The sequence below is a fragment of the Kocuria sp. MNB10 genome (assembly GCF_054073685.1).
The window spans coordinates 1,955,415-1,978,884 of record NZ_CM133411.1; the positions used below are offsets into that span (position 1 = coordinate 1,955,415).

The following is a 23,470-nucleotide window of genomic DNA, read 5'->3' on the forward strand; positions in this document are numbered from 1 at the left end:
CTCTCACGACGCCGCTGCGGCGGCCTCCGCGCGGCGCGCACCTCACGAACGGTCGGGGCGCGCCCGGGTGGGGACAGCGGCGTCGGCGTGGGCATGAACGCGGGCCGGGGGCCCGGCAGTCGGGGTGGTGTCAGTCGTCGAACGGGGAAATGATCTCGAAGCCCACGGCGCGAGCGCTCTGCGAGGCCCGGGGCATGTGCAGCACGATCATCTGACCGGGGCTCAGGTACGGGTCCGCGTCCGGCAGTTGCGCTGCGAGCGCGGGCGGCAGGTGCTTGGCGAGCACCTTCAACACGGTGGGCAGCACGGGGCGGTGGGTGCACAGCACCACGGGACGCTCGGTGTCGAAGAGCTGCTCGGTGACCTGGGCCGCGCGCTTGGGATGGCGCTTGTGGGCGGCCTCCGTCAGCTGTGAGCGCTCCTTGACCTTGATCCCGTACTTCTTGGCGTAGGGCACCACGGTGGAGATGCAGCGCAACCACGGGGACGTCACCACGCGCTTCGGTTGCCACGCGGCGAGCAACCGGGTCACGGCGAGCGCCTGACGCTTGCCCGTGGCGGCGAGCGGGCGGTCCCCCTCGGCGCGCTGCCAGGAGGAACGCGGCTTGGCCTTGGCGTGGCGGATCACGATCACGGGGCGGGTGGCCAGGGAGGCCCGCGCGTACAGGCGGGCGAGTTCGTCCAGGGGAGCGGTGTCGTCCTCGTTGGTCAGGATCGAGCGGGCCCGGGCCACGGGCAACCAGCTCATCCGGTCCACCTCGTCGTCCTCCGGGGACGTGTGGGCGAACGGGGAGACCTCCGCGGCCCAGTAGCGCACGAGCTTGTCATGACCACGGACGGTGTACTCGGTGTCCGCGAGGTGGACCCCCAGGGTGATGTGCAACCCCGTTTCCTCGCGCAGCTCGCGCACGGCCGTCTCCGGCAGCGTCTCGCCGTCGTCTTGCTTGCCCTTGGGCCAGGACCAGTCGTCGTAGCGGGGGCGGTGGATGACCAACACCTGGAGTTCGCCGTCCACCACCCGCCAGCACACACAGCCGGCGGCGAGGATGTCGTACTTACTCAGGGTCTTGTTCTTCGCCATGACCTGCTCTCCGTAGTCGGACGCTCGACTCGACCGCGCGGCGCGGGCGGGGTTCGGTAACGATCGTAGCCGTCTCAGCTGCGGTACATGACGTCCACGTGCCAGCGCTCGAAGCCCAGGGATTCGTACAGCGCCACGGCCGCGGGGTTGTCCGCGTCCACGTACAGCATGACCTCGTCCAGCCCCTGTTCGGCCAGGTGGTTGATGCCCGCCGCGGTCAGGGCGCGGCCGAGTCCGTTGCCCTGGTGGTCCGGGGCGATCCCCACGGCGTAGACCTCACCGATGGCCGCGGCGTCCCCCGAGGCCGGGTGCACCTTGGTCCAGTGGAAGCCCGCGACGTCATCCGGGTCGTCCGCGGCGACCGCGAGCAGGAAACCCCGGGGATCGAACCACGACTCGTTCTCGCGTTCCTGCAGATCGGCGAGCGTCATGCGGCCCTGTTCGGGGTGCTCGGCGAACGCCGCGGCGTTGACCCGCAACCACGACTGCTCGTCCCGGCCGACCTCGAACGCCCGGATCTCGAGATGTTCCGGTAGGTCCACGGGCAGGGGGACGTCCTCGGCGCCGGCCACGGCGCGCTTGAGCTGGTAGAGGTCTCGCACGGCCTCTAGGCCGTGGAGCTCGGCGAGGCGTTGCGCGGCCACGTGGTTGCCGTGGGCCCAGGCCTCCACGGTGCCGTCCAGCTGAGCGCGCAGCTGCCCCGCGATCGCCGTGGCCACACCCCGGTTGCGGTGCTCGGGGTCCACCACGAGCTCCACCGTGTACGTGGACGCGCGATCCGGCTGCGGCACGACCACCGCGGCACCCACGAGGCGCTCGCCGTCGGTGGCCGCGACGCACGTGACCCCCGCACGGTCGGAGCGCACGTCCACGAGGGTCTGGTCGGAGAACGGCGGCTCGCCGTCCGCGGCGTGGGCGCGCTCGGCGAGCGCCACGAGATCGTCGGGGAACGGGATGTCGTCGTGGGCGGTCACGGTCACGGACATGGGATGCCTCCTCGGTGGGTTATGGCGCGCGATCAGGGCGTCTGGTCCCTGCCCGCGGTGTAGCTGTACCCCACGTTACGCACCGTGGTGATTAGGTGCTCGTGATCCGCACCCAGTTTGGCTCGCAGCCGACGGATGTGGACGTCCACCGTGCGCGTCCCGCCGTAGTAGTCGTAGCCCCACACCTCGGAGAGCAACTGGTGGCGCGTGAACACCCTGCCCGCGTGCTGGGCCAGGAACTTCAACAGCTCGAATTCCTTGAACGTGAGGTTCAGGGCCCGCCCGCCGAGTTTCACGGTGTAGGAGTTCTCGTCGATCACCACGGCCCCGGCGCGGATCACGGCGTCGTCGTTCTCGAGCGCGTTCGTCCCGGCGTCGGCGAGCGCGAGGCGCAACCGCGCCTCGATCTCGGCGGGTCCCGCGGTGTGCAGCAGGACGTCGCTCACGCACCATGACGGCGCCACGGCCGCCATCCCGCCTTCGGTCACCGTCACGAGCACGGGCAGCGGGCGTTCGAGCCCCGACAGGGAGACGGCCGTGTTGCGCGCCGTCACGAGGTTGCGGGTGCCGTCCACGATCACCACGTCCGGGCGCGCGGACCCGGTCAGTGCACTGCTCTCGTCCGGGGCGTGCACCCGCACCCGGTGCGGCAGCAGCTCGAGCGCGGGCAGCGCGGACTCCACGGCGGGGGAGGCGGTGCTGAGCAGGGCGATGTGGGTCACTGTGGGATCCGCTCGGACGCGAGGTGACCGCTCCCGCGCGGGCACGGCCGATGACCGGGCCAGTATAGGCGGGCCCCGTGGACGTGCGGGGGTACACGTGACCCGCCGCGGGGCCCGCGCCGGTTACGCTGAAACGGGTACGCACCACACCGCCCGCCCTCGGCCCCGAAGGAACCCCGCCATGAAGTACGCGCGCATCATCGTTGCCGCCGCGGTGGCGCTCGTCCTCGCGCTCACGGCGGGCGTGATCGGCTCGTGGGCGCCGCTGCTCGTGTCCGTGGCCATGGCCGTGACGATCGGTGTGGGGTGGCCCGCCGCCGCGGGGATCCAGGCGCGGCGCCGGCACAACGTGCTCATCGCGGTGGCCGGCACCCTCGCGTGCCTGCTCGTACAACTCGTCCCGTCCCAGCGCCTCGTGTGGTTGCCCGCGATCATCGGTGTGTCCTTCATGGCCGTGTGCGTGGCCGAACTCGTGCGGGGGGAGGGTGCCAAGTACCGTCTGGAATCCGCGCTGGCCTCCGCGACGGGGGTCCTGGCCGCGGTTGCCGCCTCGGGGTGGATTGCGTTCTCCCGCGTGGCCCACGACCAGGGACTGAGCAGGTGGCTCACCGTCGCGGGCGTGGGCGCCCCGCTGACCATCATCCTGGTGGTCGCCGGTGCCCGCGTGATCTCCGCGGCCCCCGAGAACCTGCGCCGCAGGGGCATGATCACGCTTGGTGTCACACCCGTGGCACTGTTCGGTATGGTGGCCGTTTTCGCGACCCAGCTACTGGCCGCCGTGGTAGCGTGAAGCCATGCTTGCTCTCGAAATCTTCTACCTCGTCCTGCTGGGTCTCGCGGGCCTGTGCATCCTCGGAATCTCCTTGAAGGTCGTGTTCAGCCTCTTCAAGGGCCAGCTGTAACTCGTGCCCGTCGAGATCCCCACGGACCTGACCCCCGAACTCGTTCCCTTCGCATGGCTGTTGGGCACGTGGGAGGGCAACGGCTTCATGGGATACGGTGACGCCGAACAGCGTGCCTTCCGGCAACGCGTCACGTTCGAACAGACCGGCTTACCGTTCATGATCTACCGCGCGCAGACCACGCTGCTCAACGAAGAGGGCGAACCCCAGCGCGAGGCCACGTACGAACAAGGGTTCTGGGAGCTCGCCCGTCCTCGTGAGGACGGCGACATCGGACCCGGGATGCTCCCGCCGGACCCCGTGCCCGTGCTCAAGTCCGCACAGGACGTCGAGGACCTGCGCAACGCGGACGGTGGCTTCGACATCTCCGTGACGATCGCCCAGCCCGGCGGCGTCGCCGAGCTGTACCTGGGCCAGATCAAGGGCCCGCGCGTGGACCTCAGCACGGACGCCGTGATCCGCGCCCGCGGTGCCAAGGAGTACGTCTCCGGGACCCGGCTCTACGGGCTCGTCAACAACCACCTCATGTGGGCGTGGGACATGGCCGCGCAGGGCCACGAACTCGCTACGCACGCTTCCGCCGAACTGAGCAAGGTCGAACCCCAGAAGTGACTGACACCGCACCCTCATACTCCTCCGTCCTGTTGCACCGCCACGGTGCCGTGACCGCGGAAGCGCTGGACGAGGGGGTCGCGGCGCACTACGGCGCCCCCGTGCACGAACAGCGCGCCCTGGCCCGGGGGAGGGCCGTGGTGGACCAGTCCCAGCGCGGCGTCGTGACCGTGAGTGGCCCCGATCGACTGAGCTGGCTCACCACCTTGTCGTCGCAGGTGCTCACCGGACTGAGCCCGGGAGTCAGTACCGAAACCCTCTTCCTGAGCATCCAGGGCCGCGTGGAATTCGCTCCGCACGTGGTTGACGATGGCGGGACCACGTGGTTGATCACCGAGGCCCGGGAGGCCGCAGGGCTCGCCGACTGGCTGACCACCATGCGCTTCGCCCTGCGGGTGGAGATCGAGGACGTCAGTGACCGCTGGGCGGTGCTCGTCGCCACGCGGGACCTTCGTGAGCTGCTTTCCGCCCAGACCAACCCCGTGCTGGTGTGGCATGACCCGTGGCCGGGCGTCGGCGCGGGCGGTCACGCCTACGCCGTGACCGAGGACCACCCGGGTGCCGCGCGCTCGTGGTACGAACACCTGATTCCGCTCGCGTCGTTGGAGACCGCGGTCGCGGCTCTCGAGGAACAGGGGTATTCGCTCGCCGGTTCGTGGGCCGCGGAGGCCCTGCGGATCGAGGCCTGGCGGCCGCGCTGGGGCGCGGACACGGACGAGAAGACCATCCCGCACGAACTGGACTGGATGCGCACCGCCGTGCACCTGGCCAAGGGCTGCTACAAGGGCCAGGAGACCGTGGCCCGCGTGCACAACCTGGGCCACCCGCCGCGCCGGCTCACGTTCCTGGACCTGGACGGTTCCCAGCACACGCTCCCGGGCCCCGGGGCCACGGTCGAGCTGAACGGCAAGGTCGTGGGTCGCGTGACCGCGGCCCAGTTGCACCACGAGGCTGGCCCCATCGCGCTCGCCGTGCTCAAACGCTCGGTCGCCCCGGACGCGGTACTCACCGTGCGGGACACCGTCGTGCAGGGCTCGGAGGAGGCCGCATCGAACGGCAACGGCGCGTCCGACGACGCCGCGGGCGGCACGTCCGCGGACGCACCCGCCGAACAGTGGGCCGCCGCCCAGACCGTGGTGGTCCCCCCGGATGCCGGGTCCGTGGTGGGCCGGGCCCAGGGGCTCATGCGCGGTCCGCGCGGCGGTGGAATGCGGCTCTGACCTGACACGACTGATATGTGGTGACGCCCCGTTCCCCTCGGAGGGGAACGGGGCGTCACCACGAGTCGGGGCTCAGCGACCGAACAGCACCTTGGCCTCGTCGTAGCGGTCCTGCGGTACCACCTTGAGCCCGTCGAGTGCCTCGGAGAAGTCCACGCGCACCACGTCCGTGCCGCGCAGCGCGCACATCTTGCCCCACTGCTTCTCGGTGGCCATCCCCACGGCGGCGATCCCCAGTCGAGTGGCCAGGACACGGTCGAAGCCGGTGGGCGCGCCACCGCGCTGGATGTGACCCAGGATCGTGTTGCGGGTCTCGATGCCGGTGTTCTCCTCGATCTCCCGCGTCACGAAGTCCCCGATGCCCCCCAGCCGCGGGCGCCCGGACGCCTCGGTGCCCTTGCCCGCGATGGCCTCCTCGCGGTCGTCGGGGATGAAGCCCTCCGCCACGACGACGAGCGGTGAGCGGCCACGCTCGTGGACCTCACGGACCCACTCGGAAACCTGCTCCATGGACTCCCGGAATTCGGGGATCAGGATGGCGTGCGCGCCGGCGGCCATGCCGGAGTGCAGCGCGATCCAGCCCACGTGGCGGCCCATGACCTCCGCGACCATGCACCGGTGATGCGATTCGCCGGTGGTGCGCAGCCGGTCCATCGCATCCGTTGCGATCGAGACCGCGGTGTCGAAACCGAACGTGAAGTCGGTGGCCTGCAGGTCGTTGTCAATGGTCTTGGGCACGCCCACCACGGGCAGCCCCGCATCCGCGAGCCGCTTGGCGCCGGCCAGGGTGCCTTCGCCGCCGATCGCGACCACGGCGTCGATCCCGTGACGCTCCAGGACCTTGGCGATGTTCTCGGGACCGCCCTGGGGGCCGTCGAACGGGTTGGTGCGCGAGGTGCCCAGGATGGTCCCGCCCTGGCGCGCGAGGCCGCGTACACTCTGCCGCGGCAAGTCGATGATGTCCCCTTCGACGACGCCGCGCCAGCCGTCCCGGAAGCCCACGAACTCGTGATCGAAAGATTTGATGCCGTGTAACACCGCGCCGCGGATCACCGCGTTGAGTCCGGGGCAGTCCCCGCCGCTGGTCATGAGCCCGATTCGCATGTGTGCCTCAGTTCCCCTCTGTCGTGTCGTATCGTTGTTCCCTTTCCATCCTAGTAACGCGCGCTCGGCGTTGCCCGGGACACCGGATAAACGGATGCGCGGCACATGGCGGGTCCCGTCCACCCGTGGTTAATGTGGGCAACTAAGATCGGGGGAGGATCTGTGAACACGCCGTTCGCGATGTCAGGCCACCAGGAGGACGTTATGACCGCCCAGCAAGAACCGGCCCGGGAGAACCTGCGCGAGTTCATCGACAAGCTCGTGGACCAGGGTTACACCGTGCGGGACGGGCAGTCCCCGGACCCCGATCTGATCGACCCGGGTGGAAGCGCGGTGGAGACGTGGCGGGAGGGGTACCCGTACGACGAGCGGATGTCCCGCGAGGACTACGAGCTCGAGAAGTACCAGTTGCAGATCGAACTGTTGAAGTTCCAGTACTGGGGTCAGGACAACGACCTCAAACACGTGATCGTGTTCGAGGGCCGGGACGCCGCGGGCAAGGGCGGGACCATCAAGCGTTTCACCGAGCACCTCAACCCCCGCGCCGCCCGCGTGGTGGCCCTGAACAAGCCCTCGGACCGCGAGCAAGGCCAGTGGTACTTCCAGCGCTACATCCAGCACCTGCCCACCAACGGTGAGATCGTGCTGTTCGACCGCTCGTGGTACAACCGCGGCAACGTGGAGCGCGTGATGGGCTTTTGCACGGACGAGCAGTACGAGAGCTTCATGCTGCAGGCGCCCGTGTTCGAGAAGATGCTCGTGGACTCGGGGATCCACCTGACCAAGTTCTGGTTCTCGGTGACGCAGCACGAGCAGCGCACGCGCTTTGCGATCCGCCAGATCGACCCGGTGCGCCGCTGGAAGCTCTCGCCCATGGACCTCGCGTCCCTGGACCGCTGGGAGGACTACACCGTGGCCAAGGAGGAGACCTTCCGCCGCACGGACACGGACCACGCCCCGTGGATCACCATCAAGTCCAACGACAAGAAGCGCGCCCGCCTCAACGCCATGCGCTTCTTCCTCAACCAGTTCGACTACGAGGACAAGGACACCTCCGTGGTGTACCCGCCAGACCCGCTGATCGTGCGCCGCGGCCGCGACGCCGTGGACGACTGACGGCTCCTCCCACCGTTCCCCGGAAGCGTCCATGGTTGGTTCCACCCCCGTGAGCCGCCCGGCCTGATTGATTCGTGGCGGGGCGGCCGCTGGCGTATCCACCCTGTGCGAGGCCACGTCCCACTACGCGGCGGTCCCGAACCCGCCGAACGTGGCCCTCCTGGCGTTGACCCTCTCGAACGCGGGGCTCGTGTGCGTGCTTCTCGCCGGGCGGCGTCTCGGCGCCGTACGAACCGCGTGTGCCGTGGCGCTGAGCCAGCTGCCCTTCCACGCGCCGTTCTCGCTGGGCGGTCATGCCGCGGGGCCGTCCTCCCACGTGATCGGGACGGCCCACGCCCACGGTCACGCCCTGCACGCCCACGCCCCGTCCCCGCACCTCACGGACGCCCAGTCCCTCGTGCCTCCCGATCCGGCGGCCATGGGTCACGACCCCATGGTGAGGGCCCACGTGGCCGCGGCCGCCCTCACCTTCGTGCTCGTGCGGCACGCGGAGGACGGGTGACGGCGGCTCGCGCACGCCGCCGCGCGTATGTTCTTCAGCGTTCTCGCACTCGTGGTCCCGGCGCTCGTGTCGTGTCACGCACTGCGCCCCGTCCCCCTGGCCTACCTCCTGCCCCCGTGCGCGTGGTCACCCGTGCGCGCCCCTCCCACGCCTGGTTCATGGCCCTGCTGCAAAGACTGCACTCTGCCGCTGCGCACCACGATCGACCGGTTGTACCGGGACCTGCTGCTGGGTGAGCCCGGGCGGCTCTACAGCGAACTCGCGGCCTCGTGGCTGGGTGTCATGGCCGTGAGCAGGATCGTGCTCGTGGTGCTGCACCGACGTCGCGTGGGGCGGGGCCGCTGCGCCCGGGTCACCCTGGACCCGCGCCCGGGGGAGGCCAATGCGTATCGCCGGACCCGGTCGTGCCACACGGCCACGGGCGTGTGGCTGGCCCTCGATTTCCTGTTTCTCGCGTCGTCGGGACTCACGTGGTCCGCGCACGCGGGGGGGGTGCCTCTATGGTTTTCGTCAAGCAGCCAGGGCCACTGATGACGCGGTCTGAGGGCCGGTGGGGTCTTGGTAGAGGGTGCCGTCACGCAGCATTGCGAACAGGACGTCGGTCCGCCGGCGGGCCAGGGCGATGATTGCCTGGTTGTGGCGTTTGCCCTGGGCGCGTTTCCGGTCGTAGTAGGCCCGCGACGGGGCGTGGTGGATCTCGCGGTCGCCGTCGTCGCACAACGCCGCTCGGCCCGGGAATCCGCGCACTGATCATCCGTGCGGACGGCGCTCCCCGAACGGGCCGCGCCGTCTGAACGGATGTCGCTCCCTGCACGAACAGCACCCCTGAACGAGCAGCACCCCCGACAGCGGTCATCCGCCGTCGGGGGTGCGTGCGCTGTGGAGGGTGCGTGCGCGGTGAAGGGTGCGTCCGCGCGGGGGCCTCAGTCGGTCTCGCCCCGGAAGTTGTGCCGGTCCACGAGCGCCCACGACGCCGCGGCGTTGACAGCGGCCACGGTGAACACCGAGGGCCACGCGCCGATCTTCTTGGCCAGCGGGTGGGACAGTCCGAACCCGGCGAGGTACAGCACGCTCAGGCCCGCGGTCGTGGCGGGTCCCGCGGAGCGGTACCACGTGCGCCCGGCGACCACGCCCTTCGCGAGCAGGACCGCGCCGCCCAGGGCGCGCACCCCCGTGAAACGGGCCACCGCGTAACCGCCGATCAGTCCGCCGGCCACCACAGCCGAGCTGGGCATGGCCACGGCGGAGGGCAGCAATTCGTTTAGCTCGTGCAAGGTCTCTTTGACGCTCATTCGGTGCCTCCCAGGAAGTTCTGCAGACGGGACAGGCCCTCGGCAAGATCGTCGTCGCCCAGGGCGTAGGACAGGCGCAGGTACCCGGACGGGCCGAAGGCCTCACCCGGGACCACTGCCACCTCGGCCTTCTCGAGGATCAGTTCCGCGAGCTCCGCGCTCGTGGTGGGCGTGACGCCCGCGAACTCGCGGCCCAACAGTGCCGTGATGTCTGGGTACGCGTAGAACGCACCGGTGGGGGTGGGGCACACCACGCCGTCGATCGCGTTGAGCCCGTCCACGATCGTGCGACGACGCCGGTCGAAGGCCTCGCGCATGCGCTCCACCTGGTCCATGGGCCCGTTCAGGGCGGCCAGGGCCGCGCGCTGGGCCACGTTGTTCACGTTGGAACTCAGGTGCGACTGCAGGTTGGTCGCGGCCTTCACGACGTCCGCGGGACCGACCAGCCAGCCCACACGCCACCCGGTCATCGCGTAGGTCTTGGCCACGCCGTTGAGCAGGATGAGGTTCTCGTGCAGCTCGGGCACGGCGCGGGCCATGGAGGTGAACTCCACGTCGTCGTACGTGAGGTGCTGGTAAATCTCGTCGCTGATCACGAAGATGCCCTTGGCCGCGGCCCATTCACCCACGGCCCGGGTCTCCTCGGCGGTGTAGACCGCACCCGTGGGGTTGGAGGGCGAGCAGAACAACAGGGCCTTGGTGTGCTCCGTGTATGCGGCCTCAAGTTGTTCGGGCGTGACCTTGTACTCCTGGTCCGCACCCGCGAAGACCTCCACGGGGTTGCCGCCGGCCAGTCGGATGGCTTCAGGGTAGGTGGTCCAATATGGGGCGGGCAGCAGGACGTCGTCGCCGTCGTCCACGACCGTCTGGAACGCCTGGTACACGGCCTGCTTGCCGCCGTTGGTCACGAGCACCTGGGAGGGCTCCACGGCCCATCCGCTGTCGCGCTGCGTGGCTTGCGCGATCGCTGAACGCAGCTCGGGCAGTCCCGCGGCGGGGGAGTAGCGGAAGTTCTTGGGGTCCTGGAGGGCCTCGGCGGCGGCATCCACGATGTAGTCGGGGGTCGCGAAGTCCGGTTCACCCGCGCCGAAGCCGATCACCGGCCGCCCCTCGGCCTTGAGGGCCTTGGCCTTGGCGTCCACGGCGAGGGTCGCGGACTCCGCGATCGCCGAGATCCGATGCGAGATGCGCTGCTGCGCTGGTGACATGGTGATCATTTCTCCTGGGCTGACTGGGCTGCTTGGACTGACCGGGTCGTCCCGGCGGGCGGGCCTCTCACTGGCCCGCGCACGGATCCGTACGAGAATCTGACGGGCCCGGGGTCCGACCGGGGACGCGGACACCGCTCCCAGCTTAGGTGGCCGGACCCTTGCTTTGCACGGGACGCGGCGGGCGCGTACCATGGTCTGTTGGTGCCGCCACCAGTGCGGTGTGCTCTGCCCCGGGATGGACTCCCGACGGCGGGATGACGGGCCGATGATAGGCTCGGGCACCGGATTTCGTGTCGCGCATGGCTGCGGCGCGGTGTCGAAGGGCAGTGGCGCAATTGGTAGCGCAGCGGTCTCCAAAACCGCAGGTTGCAGGTTCGAGTCCTGTCTGCCCTGCTTCAGGACCCACAACGGCACGCACACCACCGCCGAGAAGTTGCTTCACGCAGGGGAGAGCCGATGTCGCACACCGTCACAGGACAGACCCCGGGTCAACCTGCCGGTTCCGATCACAAACGTGGGATCTTCGGCCGGATCTGGCTGTTTATCCGTCAGGTCGTGGGAGAACTCAAGAAGGTCGTCGCCCCGTCCCGCCGGGAACTGGTCAACTTCGTCCTGGTCGTGCTGGCGTTCGTGGCGTTCATGATGGTGTTGATCTCCCTGTTGGACCTGGGCTTCGGTCAGGTGGCCATCTGGCTGTTCGGGAACGGCGACCAGGCCCAGTAAGTCCTTCCACCACTTCCAGACGTCCACAGAAAGCAGGAATCCCCGGTGACCGATCACGAGCTCGATAACGACGACACCCAGCCCGCTCAGTTCGACTCCCTGATGGCGGACGCTGCGCGGGACGAGTCGGCGCAGAGCACGTCCGAGACCACCGAGACCACGGATCCGCAGCAGGACTCCGACGAGCGCACCGTGCAGGAAGCCGACCTCGACGCCGCCGAGGGTAACGGCGAGGCCGTGCCCGTCCCCACCGAGGACGCCGCGGCCACGGCGGAAGCCGCCGAGGACGACGTCGACCCCGCGGTGGAATTTAAGGCCAAGCTGCGCCGCCAAGAGGGCGACTGGTTCGTGATCCACACGTACGCGGGGTACGAGAACCGTGTGAAGACCAACCTCGAGACCCGCATCCAGTCCCTCAACATGGAAGAGGACATCTTCCAGATCGAGGTGCCCATGGAAGAGGTCGTGGAGATCAAGAACTCGCAGCGCAAGACCGTGCGCCGCGTGCGGATCCCCGGGTACGTGCTCGTGCGCATGAACCTCACGGATGCCTCCTGGGGCGCTGTGCGCCACACCCCGGGTGTCACGGGCTTCGTGGGCCAGGACGCCTACAACCCGGTGCCGCTGCGCCTGGACGAGGTCTTCGACATGCTCGCTCCCACGTTCGAGACCCCCGAAAAGGCCAAGGGCCTGGGCGAGACCGCCGGTTCCGGCGCGGGTGCCCAGGGTGGCGCCCAGCAGGTCACCGTGGACTTCGAGGTCGGCGAGTCCGTGATCGTGAAGGAGGGCCCCTTCGAGACCCTCCCAGCCACGATCTCCGAGATCAAGGTGGAATCCCAGCAGCTCGTGGTGCTGGTGTCCATCTTCGAACGCGAGACCCCCGTGACCCTCAGTTTCGACCAGGTCACCAAGATCTAGTCCCATCAGGTTTCGGAATCCGGCCTCGGATGTGCTTTGGTCCGGGGTGTTTCCGTTCGGTCGCCGCGCCACGGCGACCACTCGCCGTCGTACGCTCCTGTGCGGCGGTACGCACAGCTAGAAGAAGGACCATCACATGGCTCCCAAGAAGAAGGTCGCAGGCCTGATCAAGCTGCAGATCCAGGCGGGCGCCGCCAACCCGGCTCCCCCGGTGGGTCCCGCGCTGGGTCAGCACGGCGTCAACATCATGGAATTCTGCAAGGCCTATAACGCGGCCACGGAATCCCAGCGCGGCAACATCGTGCCGGTCGAGATCACCGTGTACGAGGACCGCTCGTTCACGTTCGTAACCAAGACCCCGCCGGCCGCGCAGCTGATCAAGAAGGCCGCCGGCGTCGCCAAGGGCTCCGGTGTCCCACACACCAATAAGGTCGGGAAGATCACCATGGACCAGGTCCGTGAGATCGCCGAGACCAAGAAGGAAGACCTCAACGCCAATGACGTCGAGGCCGCCGCGAAGATCATCGCCGGCACCGCCCGTTCCATGGGCATCGAGGTCAACTGAGCTCTTCCGAGCTCGTACCGAAGACAACCATCGTGGCAGGGCCGAGCGCGGCCCGCTGACCACAACTGCACAAGGAGAACAAGCAGATGGCACAGCGCAGCAAGGCATACCGGGCAGCTGCCGAGAAGATCGAGGCGGGCAAGTTCTACGCTCCCGCCGAGGCGGTCGCCCTGGCCAAGGAACTGGCCGAGAACAGCAAGTCCGATTCCACCGTCGAGGTGTCCATGCGCCTCGGTGTGGATCCCCGCAAGGCGGACCAGATGGTCCGCGGCACCGTGAACCTGCCCAACGGCACGGGCAAGACCGCCCGCGTGGTCGTGTTCGCAACCGGTGACAAGGCCGCCGCGGCCGAGGCCGCCGGTGCGGACTTCGTGGGTTCCGACGACCTGATCGCCAAGGTCCAGGGCGGTTGGACCGATTTCGACGCCGCCGTGGCCACCCCGGACATGATGGGCAAGGTGGGCCGCCTGGGCAAGATCCTGGGTCCCCGTAACCTCATGCCGAACCCCAAGACCGGCACCGTGACGATGGACGTGGCCAAGGCCGTGTCCGACATCAAGGGCGGTAAGATCGACTTCCGCGTGGACAAGCACTCCAACCTGCACTTCATCATCGGCAAGGCGTCCTTCGACGCCCAGAAGCTCGCCGAGAACTACGGTGCCGCGCTGGAAGAGGTGCTTCGTCTGAAGCCGGCTGCGTCCAAGGGCCGTTACATCACCAAGGCCACCGTGGCCACCACGTTCGGCCCGGGCATCCCTGTGGACCCGAGCGCCACCGAGGTCACCACCCAGGCGTGATCGCGGGTACGTAACGAGGGAACGCTCGCGTTCCCTGCCGTCGAGGGAAGGGTCCGTGCCGTCACCGGCCGGACCCTTCTTTCGTGGGACGATGGAAACACCGTTACGAATTCTTGATGTACTTGAGGCCGGGTTCCGTGGACGGGGCCCGTCGCCCGGGTGCCGTCCCGGCCGGGCGGCGCGGAAGGAGATCACTGTGACGGAGCCGTCACCGGTACGCATCGAATTGTTGTGCATCCCCGACACCTTCGATGACGAGGCGCAGCGGGTCCTGGGGCGCGTGGCCGCGCTCGTGCAGTCCTCCCGGCGACACGTGTGGGGCACCGGTCAGCTCAGCAACGGCGCCCACGACATCTTCCGGGACCTGCACGACCCCTACGAGCGCGTGAACATCCTGTGCGCGTACCTCGACGACCGTCTCGTGGGGCGCGCCGAGGTGCGGATGCCCCTGATCACGGACACCGACATGGCGCAGATCGCGGTGGACGTGGCCCCGGACGAGACCTCCGAGGGGATCGGGCGCGCTCTTCTGAGTGCTGCGGAGCAACTTGCGCGGGGTGAGTCCCGCCGGTTCATCCGCCTCGTGACCGAGCACCCCGCGTCCGAGGCGCGCGATCCCTCCGGCCCCGGGGACGGCAGCGCGGACGGCACGGCCGACGGCGGTGCGAGCCCCGTGGCGCCCGTCCCATGGCTCGACGCCGCCGATGGTTCCGGGCGCCTGCCCGCGAGCCACCGCCAGACCCGCTTCGCCCAGCACGCCGGGTACACCCTGCGCACGGTCAGCAGTTTCGCGCTCCTGCCCGTGCCGCTGGACGAACAGCGCGCCGCGCGCATCCACGAATCCCTCGAGGCCGTGCCCTTCGCGGACCACTACCGCCTGCACACGTGGGTGGGGGAGGCCCCGGACGAGCTCCTGGCCCCGCTCGCGCAGCTGCACGCCAAGATCCCCACGGACTCGTTCGTGCGACCGATCGTGGCGGACCCGGACCCGTGGGACGGCGCGCGGGTGCGCCGCACGGAACAGCTGCGTCAGGAGGACGGCGACCGGTCCCTGATGGCCGTGATCCAGGACGTGCGCACGAGCGAGCTCGTGGGGATGACCGAACTGATCCTCGCGCAGCACCGTCCGGCCCTGGCCCTGCAGGACGAGACCCTCGTGGTGCGCACCCACCGCGGGCACCGGTTGGGGATGCGGCTCAAGCTCGCCAACCTCGAGCAGCTCGCGAACGTGGCCCCCGAGGTCCGGACCGTGTACTCGTGGACCCACAGCGGCAACGACCGAATGAACTGGGTCAACGCCCAGCTAGGCTTCCGGGACGCCGGTCAGTCCGCGATCTGGGAGCAGGACTTCAGCATCCACTGACCGCCGGGCCGGTCACTCACCACGGCAGGGGCAGCACCACGGTCTCCTGTCCGCGGGCCAGCCCATCCCGGGGCACGGACAGCAGCCCTTGCGCCGCGGCGAGTCCGCGCACCATGTTGGAGCCCACCGCGCGGCACGGCACCCAGCCGTCCTCGTGCCGCCGGGCCGGTAGCAATCGTTCGGAGCGGGCGTCGGCCAGATCCTCCCCGGCAATCGCGGGGGCGAAAGATTGGGCATCGCGGCCCAGGTGGCCGGCCAGGAACGCCCCACCCAGCAGCAGGAACGCCACCATGGCACCCAGGGGATTGCCGGGCAGCGCGAGCACGGCAGTGTCCCGCGCGGCTGCGAACAATGTGGGGTGACCGGGCATGAGGTCCAGCTGGTCCACGAGCACATGGCACTCGTCCTGCACCAGGGGGCGCACGAAGTCCGCGCGCGAGCGGGACGTGCCACCCGTGGTGACCACGAGGTCGTGCTCGGTACTCAGTTCGCGGAGCAGGGAACGCAGCGCCGCGGCGTCGTCGGGACCGCGGCGCACCGTGACCGTGCGCCCGCCGAAGGCCTTCACCATGGGCGGCAGGGACATGCTGAACGCATCGCGCACGTACCCGGGAGCCGGGAGCCCGCTGGTGCGCACCTCGGAACCCGTGAGCAGCACGGCCACGCGCGGGACGGTACACACGGGCACGTCGTCCCGTCCGGCCACGGCCAGGAACGCGGCGTGCGCGGGGGAGAGCACGGTGCCCGCCCGCACCACGGTCTCGCCCTCGGCGCATTCCGCTCCGGCCGGGCGAATGTGCCTGCCCGCGAGTTCCGTGCGCGGACTGTCGGGGGACAGCTCAAGGAGCTCGCCGCGGCGGGTTGCGAATTCCTCGCGGATGACCGTGGTGGTGCTGTCCGGGATCACGCCGCCCGTGACCACCGGGACGGCCGTGCCGGGCGCGAGCGTGACCGCGGACGCGGCACTCGGCAGCGGCGCGGACGTCGCAGCGCCGTCGGCCAGGTGATCATCCAGTCGCCGTCCGTCGGATGCCCCCGCACGGGAGCCCGGGGCGACGACGCGCCACGGTCCCGGTCCGTGGACCGCGTACCCGTCCATCGCGCTCGAGGCGTAGTGCGGGACGGAACATGCCGCGCGGACGTCGTGGGCCGCGGTGCGACCCGCCGCCCGGTCCAGGGGGACGATCTCGATCGCGCCGGCGGGCCGGGAGTCCGCGAGCGCCGAACCGGCCCGGTGTGCGAGGGTCCGGGCGGCGTCACGCGCCGCGTGATGCAGGGGTTCGAGACCGCTGCTCCACGCGGGTGGGGTAGGACCAGGCATCCGATCAGCCCCCCGCGAAGGGCGGGAGGACGTCCACCGTGGCGGCCGGGGCCAGCGGGGACTCCTGGTCCAGGGCGGCCACACCGTCCACGAGCCACGAGCATTGCGGCAACACCTGGGCCAACGTGCGTTCGCCCGGTGGGGCCACGGGGTGCAGGGTGACCAACAGTTGCTGCAGCTCGGAGCGGGTCAGCGCCGTGGTGGTCTCCACGTGCTCTTCCTCTGTCCCGGCCGCGGCAGCGGCGGCCGCGAAATAACGCACGAGCACGGTCTCAGCCCCCGATCGCACTCATGCTGCGGTCGGGCTGGACGTAGTCCCCGGAGTCGAGGCCCGCGTGGTCCATCCCGTGGGCGCGCGGCTTGACCCACGTGGCATCGCGCCAGCGTTGGGCGATGTCCCGGTCGGTTGCGTTCGAGCGCAACAGGTGCATCAGATCCGTCTCGTGGTGGGAGAACAGACACGAGCGCACGTGGCCGTCCGCGGTGATCCGAGTGCGCGTGCAGTCCTCGCAGAACGGTTCCGTGACGGACGCGATGATCCCCACGGTCCCCACCACGGTGTCCTGACCGCGTTCCCGCACGAGGTACTTCTCCGCGGGGGCGCCCGCGCGGGGTGCGGTGTCCGGGGTGATGTCGAAGTCCCGGGACAGGGACTCGCGGATCTCGGTGGCCGTGACCATGTTCTTCCGGGTCCAGCCGTGGTCCGCGTCCAGGGGCATCTGTTCGATGAAGCGCAGGGCGCAGTCGTGGTCCAGGGCCCAGCGCAGCAGCGCGGGCGCCTCGTGGTCGTTGATCCCGCGCATCAGGACGGCATTGAGCTTGACCGGGCTCATGCCCGCGTCCTGGGCGGCAGCCACGCCCTCGAGCGTTTGGGTGAGCCGCCCGCGGCGGGCGAGCTTCTCGTAGGTGTCCGCGCACAGGGTGTCCAGGGAGATGTTCACGCGGGTCATCCCGCCGTCCGCGAGGGCCTGGGCACGCCCGGCGAGTCCGATGCCGTTGCTCGTCATGGACACGGGGATCCCCGGCATGCGCTCGGTCAGGGCGGCCACGAGCTCCTCGAGATCGGGGCGGATGAGCGGTTCCCCGCCCGTGAGTCGGATCTCCCGCACCCCGAAGTCCGAGACGGCGATGGCGGCCAAGCGCACGATCTCCGGGACCGTCAGCAACGATTCACGCGGCAGCCACTGCATGCCCTCCGCGGGCATGCAGTACGTGCACCGGAGGTTGCACTTGTCCGTGAGGGAGATGCGCAGGTCCGTGGCGGTACGTCCGAAGCGGTCCGTCAACGGCCCCTGCGTGGGCACCCCGCGAACGGGGAGGACATGGGGATTACCGAGGAAAACGGACATACCGTCCAGTGTAGGTGCTGCCCCCAGCACGGGCGGAACCCCCGGCGGGGTGGCTACCCTGGAGCCATGTCCCGCTGTATCGAAACGCACCAGCGCACGCTGGCCGAGTTGCTCAACTCCGCGTCCCACGACGACGCCACACTCCTGCCCCTCGCGCGCGCCGCGGGACGCGTGCTTGCCCGGGACCTCGTGGCGGAGGCGGACCTGCCGCCGTTGGCGAACTCGCAGATGGACGGGTTCGCGGTGCGCGTGGCCGATCTGACCCCCTCCGTCCCGCCCCACCCAGGGGATACTGAAGGGATTGAACTGCCCGTCGCGGACGTGCGGCCCGCAGGTGCCGAACCGGCGCGGCACACACCCGGTACCGTGACCGCCGTGATGACCGGGGCCGTGCTCCCCGAGGGTGCGGACGCGGTGATCCCCGTGGAACGGGTGCGTCCCCCGCGCTTCGACGTCCCGGCCGTGACGATCAGCCCCGACGTCGCCCGGTCCGTCACCGAGGGCACCTTCGTGCGCGCGGCCGGGAGCGACGTCGCCCGCGGCGCCGTGGCGCTGCCCGCCGGAACGCGGCTGGGGGCTGCGGCGCTCGGTGCGTGCGCCGCGCTCGGACTGGGCCCGGGAACCGAGGTGCCCGTGCGCACCGGACCGCGTGTGGTCGTGGTGAGCGGAGGGGACGAGATCGCGCCCGACGGGCACGCGCCGCGCCCCGGGATGTACCACGACGCCAACGGCCCCTTGCTGGCCGCGTGGTTGTCCGAGGCGGGCGCCGAATCGGTGACCCGGGTCCGTGCGGACGATGACCCGGACGCCTTCGTGCGAGTCCTGGATCACGTTGTCACCGAGGCACGACCCCACCTCGTGATCACGAGCGGCGGGATCAGCGCGGGTGCGTTCGAGGTCGTGCGCCAGGGCCTCGAGCGGGAGGGCCGGGACACGTGGTTCGACCACGTGGCCATGCAACCGGGAGGCCCCCAGGGACACGGCACGTTCCGTGGCGTGCCCGTGATCTGCCTGCCCGGTAATCCCGTGAGCACGTGGGTCTCGTGCGAGGTCTTCGTTCGTCCCGCGCTCGCGGCCGCGTGGGGGTGTTGCCCGTCGCCGCGGTGGTTCACGGCCGAATTGGGCGAGGCGGTTCGACCGCTGGATACCAGGACCCAGCTGCGCCGCGGGAGCATGGAACACCCGGGGGACGGAACGGTCCCGCGCGTGCGTCTCGTGGGGGGAGCGTCGTCGCACCTGCTGAGCGCCGCCGCCCATGCGGACGTCCTGGTGCGCATCCCGCCCGGGGAGCACGAACTCGCTGCCGGGACGACCGTGGCGGTACTGCCGGTGGACGGCGGCGTGCTGCCCGCGGACGACGACCCGGTGCCCGCGGGCGCAGCAGACGGAACGGAACGAACAGGAGAGCCAGCGTGAGCGAACGAGAGCCGGAGCCCGGACAACAGCACCTGACACACGTGCGGGAGGACGGCACGGCGCACATGGTGGACGTGAGCGAGAAGGCGGTGACCTCGCGCGAGGCCACCGCCCAGGCCGTGCTCATGACCCGCCCGGACGTGATCGACCTGCTGGCCTCGGGGGGGCTGCCCAAGGGGGACGCGCTCGCCGTGGCGCGCGTGGCCGGGATCATGGCCGCCAAGCGCACCCCGGACCTCGTGCCCCTGTGCCACCCGCTGCCCCTGAGCAAGGTGACCGTGGACCTCACCCCGGGCGAGGACCGCGTGGTGATCGAGACGACCGTGCGCACCCGCGGTGTGACCGGCGTGGAGATGGAGGCCCTCACTGCGGCGAGCGTGGCCGCGCTGACCCTGTACGACATGATCAAGGCCGTGGACAAGGCCGCCACGATCACCGACACCCGCGTGCTCGCCAAGTCCGGCGGCAAGAGCGGCGATTGGAGCGCCCGGTGAGTGAGCACGCGGATCCGGCCCACGGCCGTCCCTCCCGTCGACACGAGGTGGGCGACACCCACCTGGAGGGGCGCGGCGCCGTGGTGGTCGTGGTGTCCAGCTCGGCGGCGTCGGGCGCGGCGGAGGACCGTTGTGGGCCGCTACTGCGGGACTGGTTGCGGGGCCGCGGCCTGGACGTGACGCTGCGCGTGATCCCGGACGGTCCCGAGGTCCTCGAGCTGCTGCGCGACCTCACATCGGCGTCCGGGCCTGCCGCCCCGCGGTTCGTGATCACGACCGGGGGCACCGGACTGAACTCGGACGACGTCACGCCCGAGTCCACGGCCCGGGTGCTGGAGCGCGAGTCGCCGGGGATCATGCACGCGCTGTGGAGCGCGGGGCTGCAGAAGACCCCCACGGCCGTGATGAGCCGCGGGGTCGCGGGGCACACCGGCCAGACCTTCATGGTGAACCTCCCGGGCTCGCGCGGGGGCATCAAGGACGGGATGACCGTGCTGGACCCCCTGCTGGACCACATCAGCGCACAGCTCGAGGACGTGCACGGTCACGGGGAGGACCGCTCCGTGACGCGCTCCGCGCAGGGGGAGGTCGTCCCCGCGGCGGTCCCGGACTCCCCGGGCCACGCCGAGCGCACGGACGTGCCCGGCCATGACGCCGCCCCCGCCGCGGGCACGGTCGGCGCGCAGGTGCCCGCAGCGTCGTCGTCGTCCGACGACGACGCCGCGCCGGGCGCCGAGCCCTCGGCGGGCGAGGTGCTGCTGGCGCTCGTCACGACCGACCCCCTGGATGCGGCCGAGGCGCAGCGTGCGGTCCAGCATCCGCGGTGCGGGGCGGTCGTCGGGTTCAGCGGCGTGATCCGCGACCACGACGGCGGCAAGGACGGTGTCACGGCGCTTGAGTACAGCGCCCACCCCAGCGCGGGCGAGGTCATGCGGGACGTGGTCGGTGAGATCGCGAGCGCCCACCCGGACGTGCGCTTGTGGGCCGCGCACCGGATCGGCGCGCTCGCCGTGGGGGACAGCGCGCTCGAGGTGGCCGTGGCCGCGGGACACCGTCGCGAGGCGTTCGAAGCGTGCGCGCAGCTCGTGGACCTCATCAAGGAACGCGTGCCCATCTGGAAGCGGCAGAGCTTCGAGGACGGGCAGCACAACTGGGTGGGGCTGGACGCCTGAGATGGCCGCTCGGATCATCGTCCCCGCTCGCGTGCGCACGTTCGACGCCCACGGAGAAGTGCGCGCGGGTCCGGACCGGCTCGCGGGGGAGGAACCCCTGGAGATCCGGCTGAACGGGCAACAGTTCACCGTGACCATGCGCACGCCCGGGGACGACTTCGAACTCGTGACGGGGCTGCTGCTGAGCGAGGCCGTGATCACGGAGGTCTCGCACATCGTGAAGATGGACTACCGCTCGGGCGTGGACCAGGACGGGCACCGCACGTACAACGTGGTGGACGTCCGGCTCGCACCGGCGGCCCCGGGGCCGCGCGCGGACGCCCAGCGCCAGGTGTTCACATCCTCGTCGTGCGGGGTGTGCGGCACGCCGTCGTTGGACGGGGTGGTCAAGTCCTCCGCGTACCCCGTGGCGCACCCGCGTCCACTCGTCACCGCGGCGCGGCTCGTGTCCCTGCCGGATGAGTTGCGGGAGCACCAGCGGGTCTTCTCCGCCACGGGCGGGGTGCACGCGGCGGCGCTGTTCCCCGTGGGCCGGGACGAACCCCTCGTGGCCCGGGAGGACGTGGGCCGGCACAACGCCGTGGACAAGGTCATCGGGTGGGCGGTGCAGCGAGGACTGCTGCCGCTGCACGAAGCGGTCCTGCAGGTCTCCGCTCGGGCGTCGTTCGAGCTTGTGAGCAAGGCCGCCATGGCCGGGATCCCCGTGCTCTCCGCGGTCAGCGCACCCTCCGCACTCGCCGTGACCCACGGGCGGGAGCGCGGGGTCACGGTCGTGGGGTTCAACCGCAAGGGTCGGTGCAACGTCTACACCCACCCGGAGCGCATCACGGGGGAGTGAACCGGGCCCTGACGATTTGATGGGCACCCGCGCCCCGCTGATTTGGTGGGCACCGCGCCCTGGGGTACGATCGATGTACCAAAGACCGCCGGTCATCACGCGTGCCCCGGTACGCGCGATCTAAGAGGTTCTCGGAAACGTGAACCGTCCAGCGCAGGTGAACCAGCACGAATTCCGCTCCTCAAAACCGCATCTTCATGCGTGTGATCAGGACGTGGTCTCGAGCCCCGGGCATCTGCGCGGGGCTTTTTTCGTGTCCTCGTACGGGACGCGGGCCGGCACCCACATGTAAGGAAGGAGCACCATGGCGAATCCTGAAAAGGCTGCCGCGGTTGCGGAGTTGAAGGAATTCTTCTCCAACTCGCATGCTGCCGTCCTGACGGAGTACCGCGGTCTCACCGTGGCTCAGCTGAAGACGCTGCGCCGTTCCCTCGGTGAGAACGCCGAATACGCCGTGGTGAAGAACACGCTCACCGCCATCGCGGCTCGCGAGTCCGGTATTGACGCGTTCGAGGGCAAGCTCACGGGCCCCTCGGCCATCGCGTTCGTCTCCGGTGACGCCGTCGAGGCCGCCAAGAGTCTGCGTGACTTCGCCAAGGACAACCCCCAGTTGGTCGTCAAGGGCGGTTACCTGGATGGCGTCGCGATGGACGAGTCCGAGATCAAGAAGCTCGCGGACCTCGAGTCCCGCGAGGTTCTGCTGGCTAAGGTCGCCGGCGCCGCCAAGGCGTCGATGTCCAAGGCTGCTGCGCTGTTCCAGGCCCCGCTGTCCAAGACCGTGCGCACCGCCGAGGCCCTGCGCGCCAAGCTGGACGAACAGGGCGAGAACGCCGCCTGATCCCTTCGGGGACCCGGTTGCGGGGTCCCGGGCGAGTGCCCGGGAAACACCCGTGTTCTTCCCACGCACACCTCGCCGGCGCCACCAGCACCGGCACCACGTACAAGTAAGGAGCCAATACCATGGCTAAGCTGACCACCGAAGAACTCATCGAGGCCTTCAAGGAACTGTCCCTCATCGAGCTGTCCGAGTTCGTGAAGGCGTTCGAGGAGACCTTCGACGTCACCGCTGCCGCCCCCGTGGCCGTGGCCGGTGCCGCTCCCGCCGGCGGCGACGCCGGTGCGGCCGAGGAGGAGAAGACCGAGTTCGACGTCATCCTCGAATCCGCCGGTGACAAGAAGATCCAGGTCATCAAGGAAGTTCGCGGCCTGACCTCCCTGGGCCTGAAGGAAGCCAAGGACCTCGTGGACAGCGCTCCCAAGGCCGTCCTCGAAGGCGCGACCAAGGAAGCCGCTGACAAGGCGAAGGAAGCCCTCGAGGGCGCCGGCGCCACCGTCACCGTCAAGTGATCCACGGCGCCTCGTGCGCCCGCCGTGTCCCGTGACGTGACCCCCGGGCCCGTTCGGCACGACATCACCGCGAAACCCCGCACCGATCATCGGTGCGGGGTTTCGCGCATTCCCCGCCGCGGTGTGATGTGCGAAACTGTGTGTGACCATCTGGCCGTCACCGTACGGCGGGAGAGCATGGCGGATCCTCGTGAGCCGGTACCGCGGGCAGCGCGCCATCGCCGAAGGAGCAAACCCTCCCCGGGAATCTCTCAGGCACCCGTACCGCCGCACCAGGCCACTCTGAAGAGCTCACCCCGTCACGGGGAGAGCACCGACGGGGCAGGTCGACGGGCGCGAGCTGCTGCGCCCGCCGGCGAAATCTCTCAGGTTGCGATACAGAGCGGGGAGGACTCACCGGGCCCTCGCGCGCCCACAAG

The 23,470-nt window shown here is 70.0% G+C and carries 26 protein-coding genes, 1 tRNA gene, 1 pseudogene and 1 riboswitch; of the genes and pseudogenes, 18 read left to right on the forward strand and 10 right to left on the reverse strand.

Going from position 1 to position 23,470, the window contains the following annotated elements; all coding sequences use genetic code 11:
- Positions 1-130 precede the first annotated feature (130 nt).
- The 3 genes from ACW9PK_RS08795 to ACW9PK_RS08805 all read right to left on the reverse strand — a co-directional run bounded on the left by ACW9PK_RS08795 (position 131) and on the right by ACW9PK_RS08805 (position 2,789).
- Complete coding sequence (locus ACW9PK_RS08795) at positions 131-1,081, reverse strand: NUDIX hydrolase (RefSeq protein WP_064845244.1); 951 nt, start codon at positions 1,079-1,081, stop codon at positions 131-133.
- 74 nt (positions 1,082-1,155) lie between these two features.
- On the reverse strand, positions 1,156-2,067 hold the full coding sequence (gene mshD, locus ACW9PK_RS08800; RefSeq protein ID WP_457015584.1) for a mycothiol synthase: 912 nt from the start codon (positions 2,065-2,067) through the stop codon (positions 1,156-1,158).
- Between the two features lie 32 nt (positions 2,068-2,099).
- Complete coding sequence (locus ACW9PK_RS08805; RefSeq protein WP_035960005.1) at positions 2,100-2,789, reverse strand: winged helix-turn-helix transcriptional regulator; 690 nt, start codon at positions 2,787-2,789, stop codon at positions 2,100-2,102.
- Between the two features lie 181 nt (positions 2,790-2,970).
- On the opposite strand from ACW9PK_RS08805, the gene ACW9PK_RS08810 reads away from it, so the two are divergent.
- From ACW9PK_RS08810 to ygfZ, 3 genes are all read left to right on the forward strand, one after another.
- Positions 2,971-3,579 carry a hypothetical protein gene (locus ACW9PK_RS08810; protein ID WP_144931500.1) on the forward strand — a complete coding sequence of 203 codons (609 nt, stop codon included), beginning with the start codon at positions 2,971-2,973 and terminating at the stop codon, positions 3,577-3,579.
- A gap of 115 nt (positions 3,580-3,694) precedes the next feature.
- Positions 3,695-4,303 (forward strand): nitrobindin family protein, encoded by a 609-nt coding sequence (locus tag ACW9PK_RS08815; RefSeq protein ID WP_035959982.1) that lies wholly within the window; start codon positions 3,695-3,697, stop codon positions 4,301-4,303.
- Positions 4,300-5,523 carry a CAF17-like 4Fe-4S cluster assembly/insertion protein YgfZ gene (gene ygfZ, locus ACW9PK_RS08820; protein WP_457015586.1) on the forward strand — a complete coding sequence of 408 codons (1,224 nt, stop codon included), beginning with the start codon at positions 4,300-4,302 and terminating at the stop codon, positions 5,521-5,523. The genes ACW9PK_RS08815 and ygfZ overlap by 4 nt, the downstream gene beginning before the upstream one ends.
- 72 nt (positions 5,524-5,595) lie before the next feature.
- Here the strand turns inward: ygfZ and ACW9PK_RS08825 are convergent, their stop codons facing one another.
- A complete protein-coding gene (locus ACW9PK_RS08825) occupies positions 5,596-6,627 on the reverse strand; it encodes a 6-phosphofructokinase (RefSeq protein ID WP_085108437.1) in 1,032 nt (343 codons plus the stop codon).
- A 204-nt stretch (positions 6,628-6,831) separates the two neighbouring features.
- On the opposite strand from ACW9PK_RS08825, the gene ppk2 reads away from it, so the two are divergent.
- The 3 genes from ppk2 (at position 6,832) to ACW9PK_RS08840 (ending at position 8,776) form a co-directional block, all read left to right on the forward strand.
- Positions 6,832-7,743, forward strand: a complete 912-nt coding sequence (gene ppk2, locus ACW9PK_RS08830) for a polyphosphate kinase 2 (protein ID WP_172644385.1) — start codon at positions 6,832-6,834, stop codon at positions 7,741-7,743.
- 151 nt (positions 7,744-7,894) lie between these two features.
- Positions 7,895-8,245 carry a hypothetical protein gene (locus tag ACW9PK_RS08835; RefSeq protein WP_457015588.1) on the forward strand — a complete coding sequence of 117 codons (351 nt, stop codon included), beginning with the start codon at positions 7,895-7,897 and terminating at the stop codon, positions 8,243-8,245.
- Positions 8,246-8,272: 27 nt separating this feature from the next.
- On the forward strand, positions 8,273-8,776 hold the full coding sequence (locus tag ACW9PK_RS08840) for a PepSY domain-containing protein (protein WP_457015589.1): 504 nt from the start codon (positions 8,273-8,275) through the stop codon (positions 8,774-8,776).
- On the opposite strand, the pseudogene ACW9PK_RS08845 reads toward ACW9PK_RS08840, so the two are convergent.
- From ACW9PK_RS08845 to ACW9PK_RS08855, 3 genes and pseudogenes are all read right to left on the reverse strand, one after another.
- Positions 8,756-8,926: pseudogene (locus ACW9PK_RS08845) on the reverse strand (IS110 family transposase); the annotation flags it as partial. The gene ACW9PK_RS08840 and the pseudogene ACW9PK_RS08845 overlap by 21 nt on opposite strands.
- Positions 8,927-9,168: 242 nt before the next feature.
- Positions 9,169-9,537: a hypothetical protein gene (locus tag ACW9PK_RS08850; protein WP_457015590.1), complete on the reverse strand. Its 369-nt coding sequence runs from the start codon at positions 9,535-9,537 to the stop codon at positions 9,169-9,171.
- The gene (locus ACW9PK_RS08855) at positions 9,534-10,754 is read right to left on the reverse strand and encodes a pyridoxal phosphate-dependent aminotransferase (protein ID WP_186313787.1); all 1,221 of its coding nucleotides are present in this window, start codon (positions 10,752-10,754) and stop codon (positions 9,534-9,536) included. The genes ACW9PK_RS08850 and ACW9PK_RS08855 overlap by 4 nt, the downstream gene beginning before the upstream one ends.
- Positions 10,755-11,068: 314 nt before the next feature.
- On the opposite strand from ACW9PK_RS08855, the gene ACW9PK_RS08860 reads away from it, so the two are divergent.
- The 6 genes from ACW9PK_RS08860 (at position 11,069) to ACW9PK_RS08885 (ending at position 15,114) form a co-directional block, all read left to right on the forward strand.
- Positions 11,069-11,141, forward strand: a tRNA-Trp gene (locus ACW9PK_RS08860).
- 63 nt (positions 11,142-11,204) lie between these two features.
- A complete protein-coding gene (secE, locus tag ACW9PK_RS08865) occupies positions 11,205-11,471 on the forward strand; it encodes a preprotein translocase subunit SecE (protein ID WP_064845237.1) in 267 nt (88 codons plus the stop codon).
- Positions 11,472-11,516: 45 nt separating this feature from the next.
- Entirely contained in the window at positions 11,517-12,389 is an 873-nt protein-coding gene (nusG, locus tag ACW9PK_RS08870) for a transcription termination/antitermination protein NusG (protein WP_064845236.1), read from the forward strand.
- A 136-nt stretch (positions 12,390-12,525) separates the two neighbouring features.
- Positions 12,526-12,954, forward strand: a complete 429-nt coding sequence (rplK, locus tag ACW9PK_RS08875; protein WP_035959909.1) for a 50S ribosomal protein L11 — start codon at positions 12,526-12,528, stop codon at positions 12,952-12,954.
- An 86-nt stretch (positions 12,955-13,040) separates the two neighbouring features.
- Positions 13,041-13,751: a 50S ribosomal protein L1 gene (gene rplA, locus ACW9PK_RS08880; RefSeq protein WP_064845235.1), complete on the forward strand. Its 711-nt coding sequence runs from the start codon at positions 13,041-13,043 to the stop codon at positions 13,749-13,751.
- Between the two features lie 196 nt (positions 13,752-13,947).
- Entirely contained in the window at positions 13,948-15,114 is a 1,167-nt protein-coding gene (locus ACW9PK_RS08885; RefSeq protein WP_457015592.1) for a GNAT family N-acetyltransferase, read from the forward strand.
- 16 nt (positions 15,115-15,130) lie between these two features.
- On the opposite strand, the gene ACW9PK_RS08890 is transcribed toward ACW9PK_RS08885, so the two are convergent.
- From ACW9PK_RS08890 to moaA, 3 genes are read right to left on the reverse strand one after another with little or no spacing between them, the layout of a single operon-like run.
- The gene (locus ACW9PK_RS08890; RefSeq protein WP_457015594.1) at positions 15,131-16,435 is read right to left on the reverse strand and encodes a molybdopterin molybdotransferase MoeA; all 1,305 of its coding nucleotides are present in this window, start codon (positions 16,433-16,435) and stop codon (positions 15,131-15,133) included.
- Between the two features lie 4 nt (positions 16,436-16,439).
- Positions 16,440-16,703, reverse strand: coding sequence for a MoaD/ThiS family protein (locus ACW9PK_RS08895; RefSeq protein WP_457017192.1), 264 nt, complete (start codon positions 16,701-16,703; stop codon positions 16,440-16,442).
- Positions 16,704-16,707: 4 nt separating this feature from the next.
- On the reverse strand, positions 16,708-17,784 hold the full coding sequence (moaA, locus tag ACW9PK_RS08900; RefSeq protein WP_457015595.1) for a GTP 3',8-cyclase MoaA: 1,077 nt from the start codon (positions 17,782-17,784) through the stop codon (positions 16,708-16,710).
- 66 nt (positions 17,785-17,850) lie between these two features.
- Between moaA and ACW9PK_RS08905 the strand changes: the two genes are divergently transcribed.
- The 6 genes from ACW9PK_RS08905 (at position 17,851) to rplL (ending at position 23,051) form a co-directional block, all read left to right on the forward strand.
- Positions 17,851-19,200 carry a molybdopterin molybdotransferase MoeA gene (locus ACW9PK_RS08905; RefSeq protein WP_457015596.1) on the forward strand — a complete coding sequence of 450 codons (1,350 nt, stop codon included), beginning with the start codon at positions 17,851-17,853 and terminating at the stop codon, positions 19,198-19,200.
- Positions 19,201-19,265: 65 nt separating this feature from the next.
- Entirely contained in the window at positions 19,266-19,694 is a 429-nt protein-coding gene (gene moaC / locus ACW9PK_RS08910; RefSeq protein ID WP_239318162.1) for a cyclic pyranopterin monophosphate synthase MoaC, read from the forward strand.
- The gene (locus tag ACW9PK_RS08915) at positions 19,691-20,866 is read left to right on the forward strand and encodes a molybdenum cofactor biosynthesis protein MoaE (protein WP_457015597.1); all 1,176 of its coding nucleotides are present in this window, start codon (positions 19,691-19,693) and stop codon (positions 20,864-20,866) included. The genes moaC and ACW9PK_RS08915 overlap by 4 nt, the downstream gene beginning before the upstream one ends.
- A 1-nt stretch (position 20,867) precedes the next feature.
- Positions 20,868-21,704, forward strand: coding sequence for a formate dehydrogenase accessory sulfurtransferase FdhD (gene fdhD / locus ACW9PK_RS08920; protein WP_368835018.1), 837 nt, complete (start codon positions 20,868-20,870; stop codon positions 21,702-21,704).
- Positions 21,705-22,008: 304 nt separating this feature from the next.
- A complete protein-coding gene (gene rplJ / locus ACW9PK_RS08925; RefSeq protein ID WP_035959878.1) occupies positions 22,009-22,542 on the forward strand; it encodes a 50S ribosomal protein L10 in 534 nt (177 codons plus the stop codon).
- Between the two features lie 122 nt (positions 22,543-22,664).
- Entirely contained in the window at positions 22,665-23,051 is a 387-nt protein-coding gene (gene rplL / locus ACW9PK_RS08930; protein ID WP_131332458.1) for a 50S ribosomal protein L7/L12, read from the forward strand.
- Positions 23,052-23,209: 158 nt separating this feature from the next.
- A riboswitch (glycine riboswitch) is annotated at positions 23,210-23,328 on the forward strand.
- The last annotated feature ends 142 nt before the right edge of the window (positions 23,329-23,470 follow it).

Bases quoted from the DNA above. Each gene is read 5' to 3' on its own strand.
- ACW9PK_RS08795 (WP_064845244.1), bottom strand. From the start codon at position 1,081: ATGGCGAAGAACAAGACCCTGAGTAAGTACGACATCCTCGCCGCCGGC.
- mshD (WP_457015584.1), bottom strand. From the start codon at position 2,067: ATGTCCGTGACCGTGACCGCCCACGACGACATCCCGTTCCCCGACGAT.
- ACW9PK_RS08810 (WP_144931500.1), top strand. From the start codon at position 2,971: ATGAAGTACGCGCGCATCATCGTTGCCGCCGCGGTGGCGCTCGTCCTC.
- ACW9PK_RS08825 (WP_085108437.1), bottom strand. From the start codon at position 6,627: ATGCGAATCGGGCTCATGACCAGCGGCGGGGACTGCCCCGGACTCAAC.
- ppk2 (WP_172644385.1), top strand. From the start codon at position 6,832: ATGACCGCCCAGCAAGAACCGGCCCGGGAGAACCTGCGCGAGTTCATC.
- ACW9PK_RS08840 (WP_457015589.1), top strand. From the start codon at position 8,273: ATGTTCTTCAGCGTTCTCGCACTCGTGGTCCCGGCGCTCGTGTCGTGT.
- ACW9PK_RS08850 (WP_457015590.1), bottom strand. From the start codon at position 9,537: ATGAGCGTCAAAGAGACCTTGCACGAGCTAAACGAATTGCTGCCCTCC.
- ACW9PK_RS08855 (WP_186313787.1), bottom strand. From the start codon at position 10,754: ATGATCACCATGTCACCAGCGCAGCAGCGCATCTCGCATCGGATCTCG.
- secE (WP_064845237.1), top strand. From the start codon at position 11,205: ATGTCGCACACCGTCACAGGACAGACCCCGGGTCAACCTGCCGGTTCC.
- rplK (WP_035959909.1), top strand. From the start codon at position 12,526: ATGGCTCCCAAGAAGAAGGTCGCAGGCCTGATCAAGCTGCAGATCCAG.
- rplA (WP_064845235.1), top strand. From the start codon at position 13,041: ATGGCACAGCGCAGCAAGGCATACCGGGCAGCTGCCGAGAAGATCGAG.
- ACW9PK_RS08890 (WP_457015594.1), bottom strand. From the start codon at position 16,435: ATGCCTGGTCCTACCCCACCCGCGTGGAGCAGCGGTCTCGAACCCCTG.
- moaA (WP_457015595.1), bottom strand. From the start codon at position 17,784: ATGTCCGTTTTCCTCGGTAATCCCCATGTCCTCCCCGTTCGCGGGGTG.
- ACW9PK_RS08905 (WP_457015596.1), top strand. From the start codon at position 17,851: ATGTCCCGCTGTATCGAAACGCACCAGCGCACGCTGGCCGAGTTGCTC.
- moaC (WP_239318162.1), top strand. From the start codon at position 19,266: ATGGTGGACGTGAGCGAGAAGGCGGTGACCTCGCGCGAGGCCACCGCC.
- fdhD (WP_368835018.1), top strand. From the start codon at position 20,868: ATGGCCGCTCGGATCATCGTCCCCGCTCGCGTGCGCACGTTCGACGCC.
- rplJ (WP_035959878.1), top strand. From the start codon at position 22,009: ATGGCGAATCCTGAAAAGGCTGCCGCGGTTGCGGAGTTGAAGGAATTC.
- rplL (WP_131332458.1), top strand. From the start codon at position 22,665: ATGGCTAAGCTGACCACCGAAGAACTCATCGAGGCCTTCAAGGAACTG.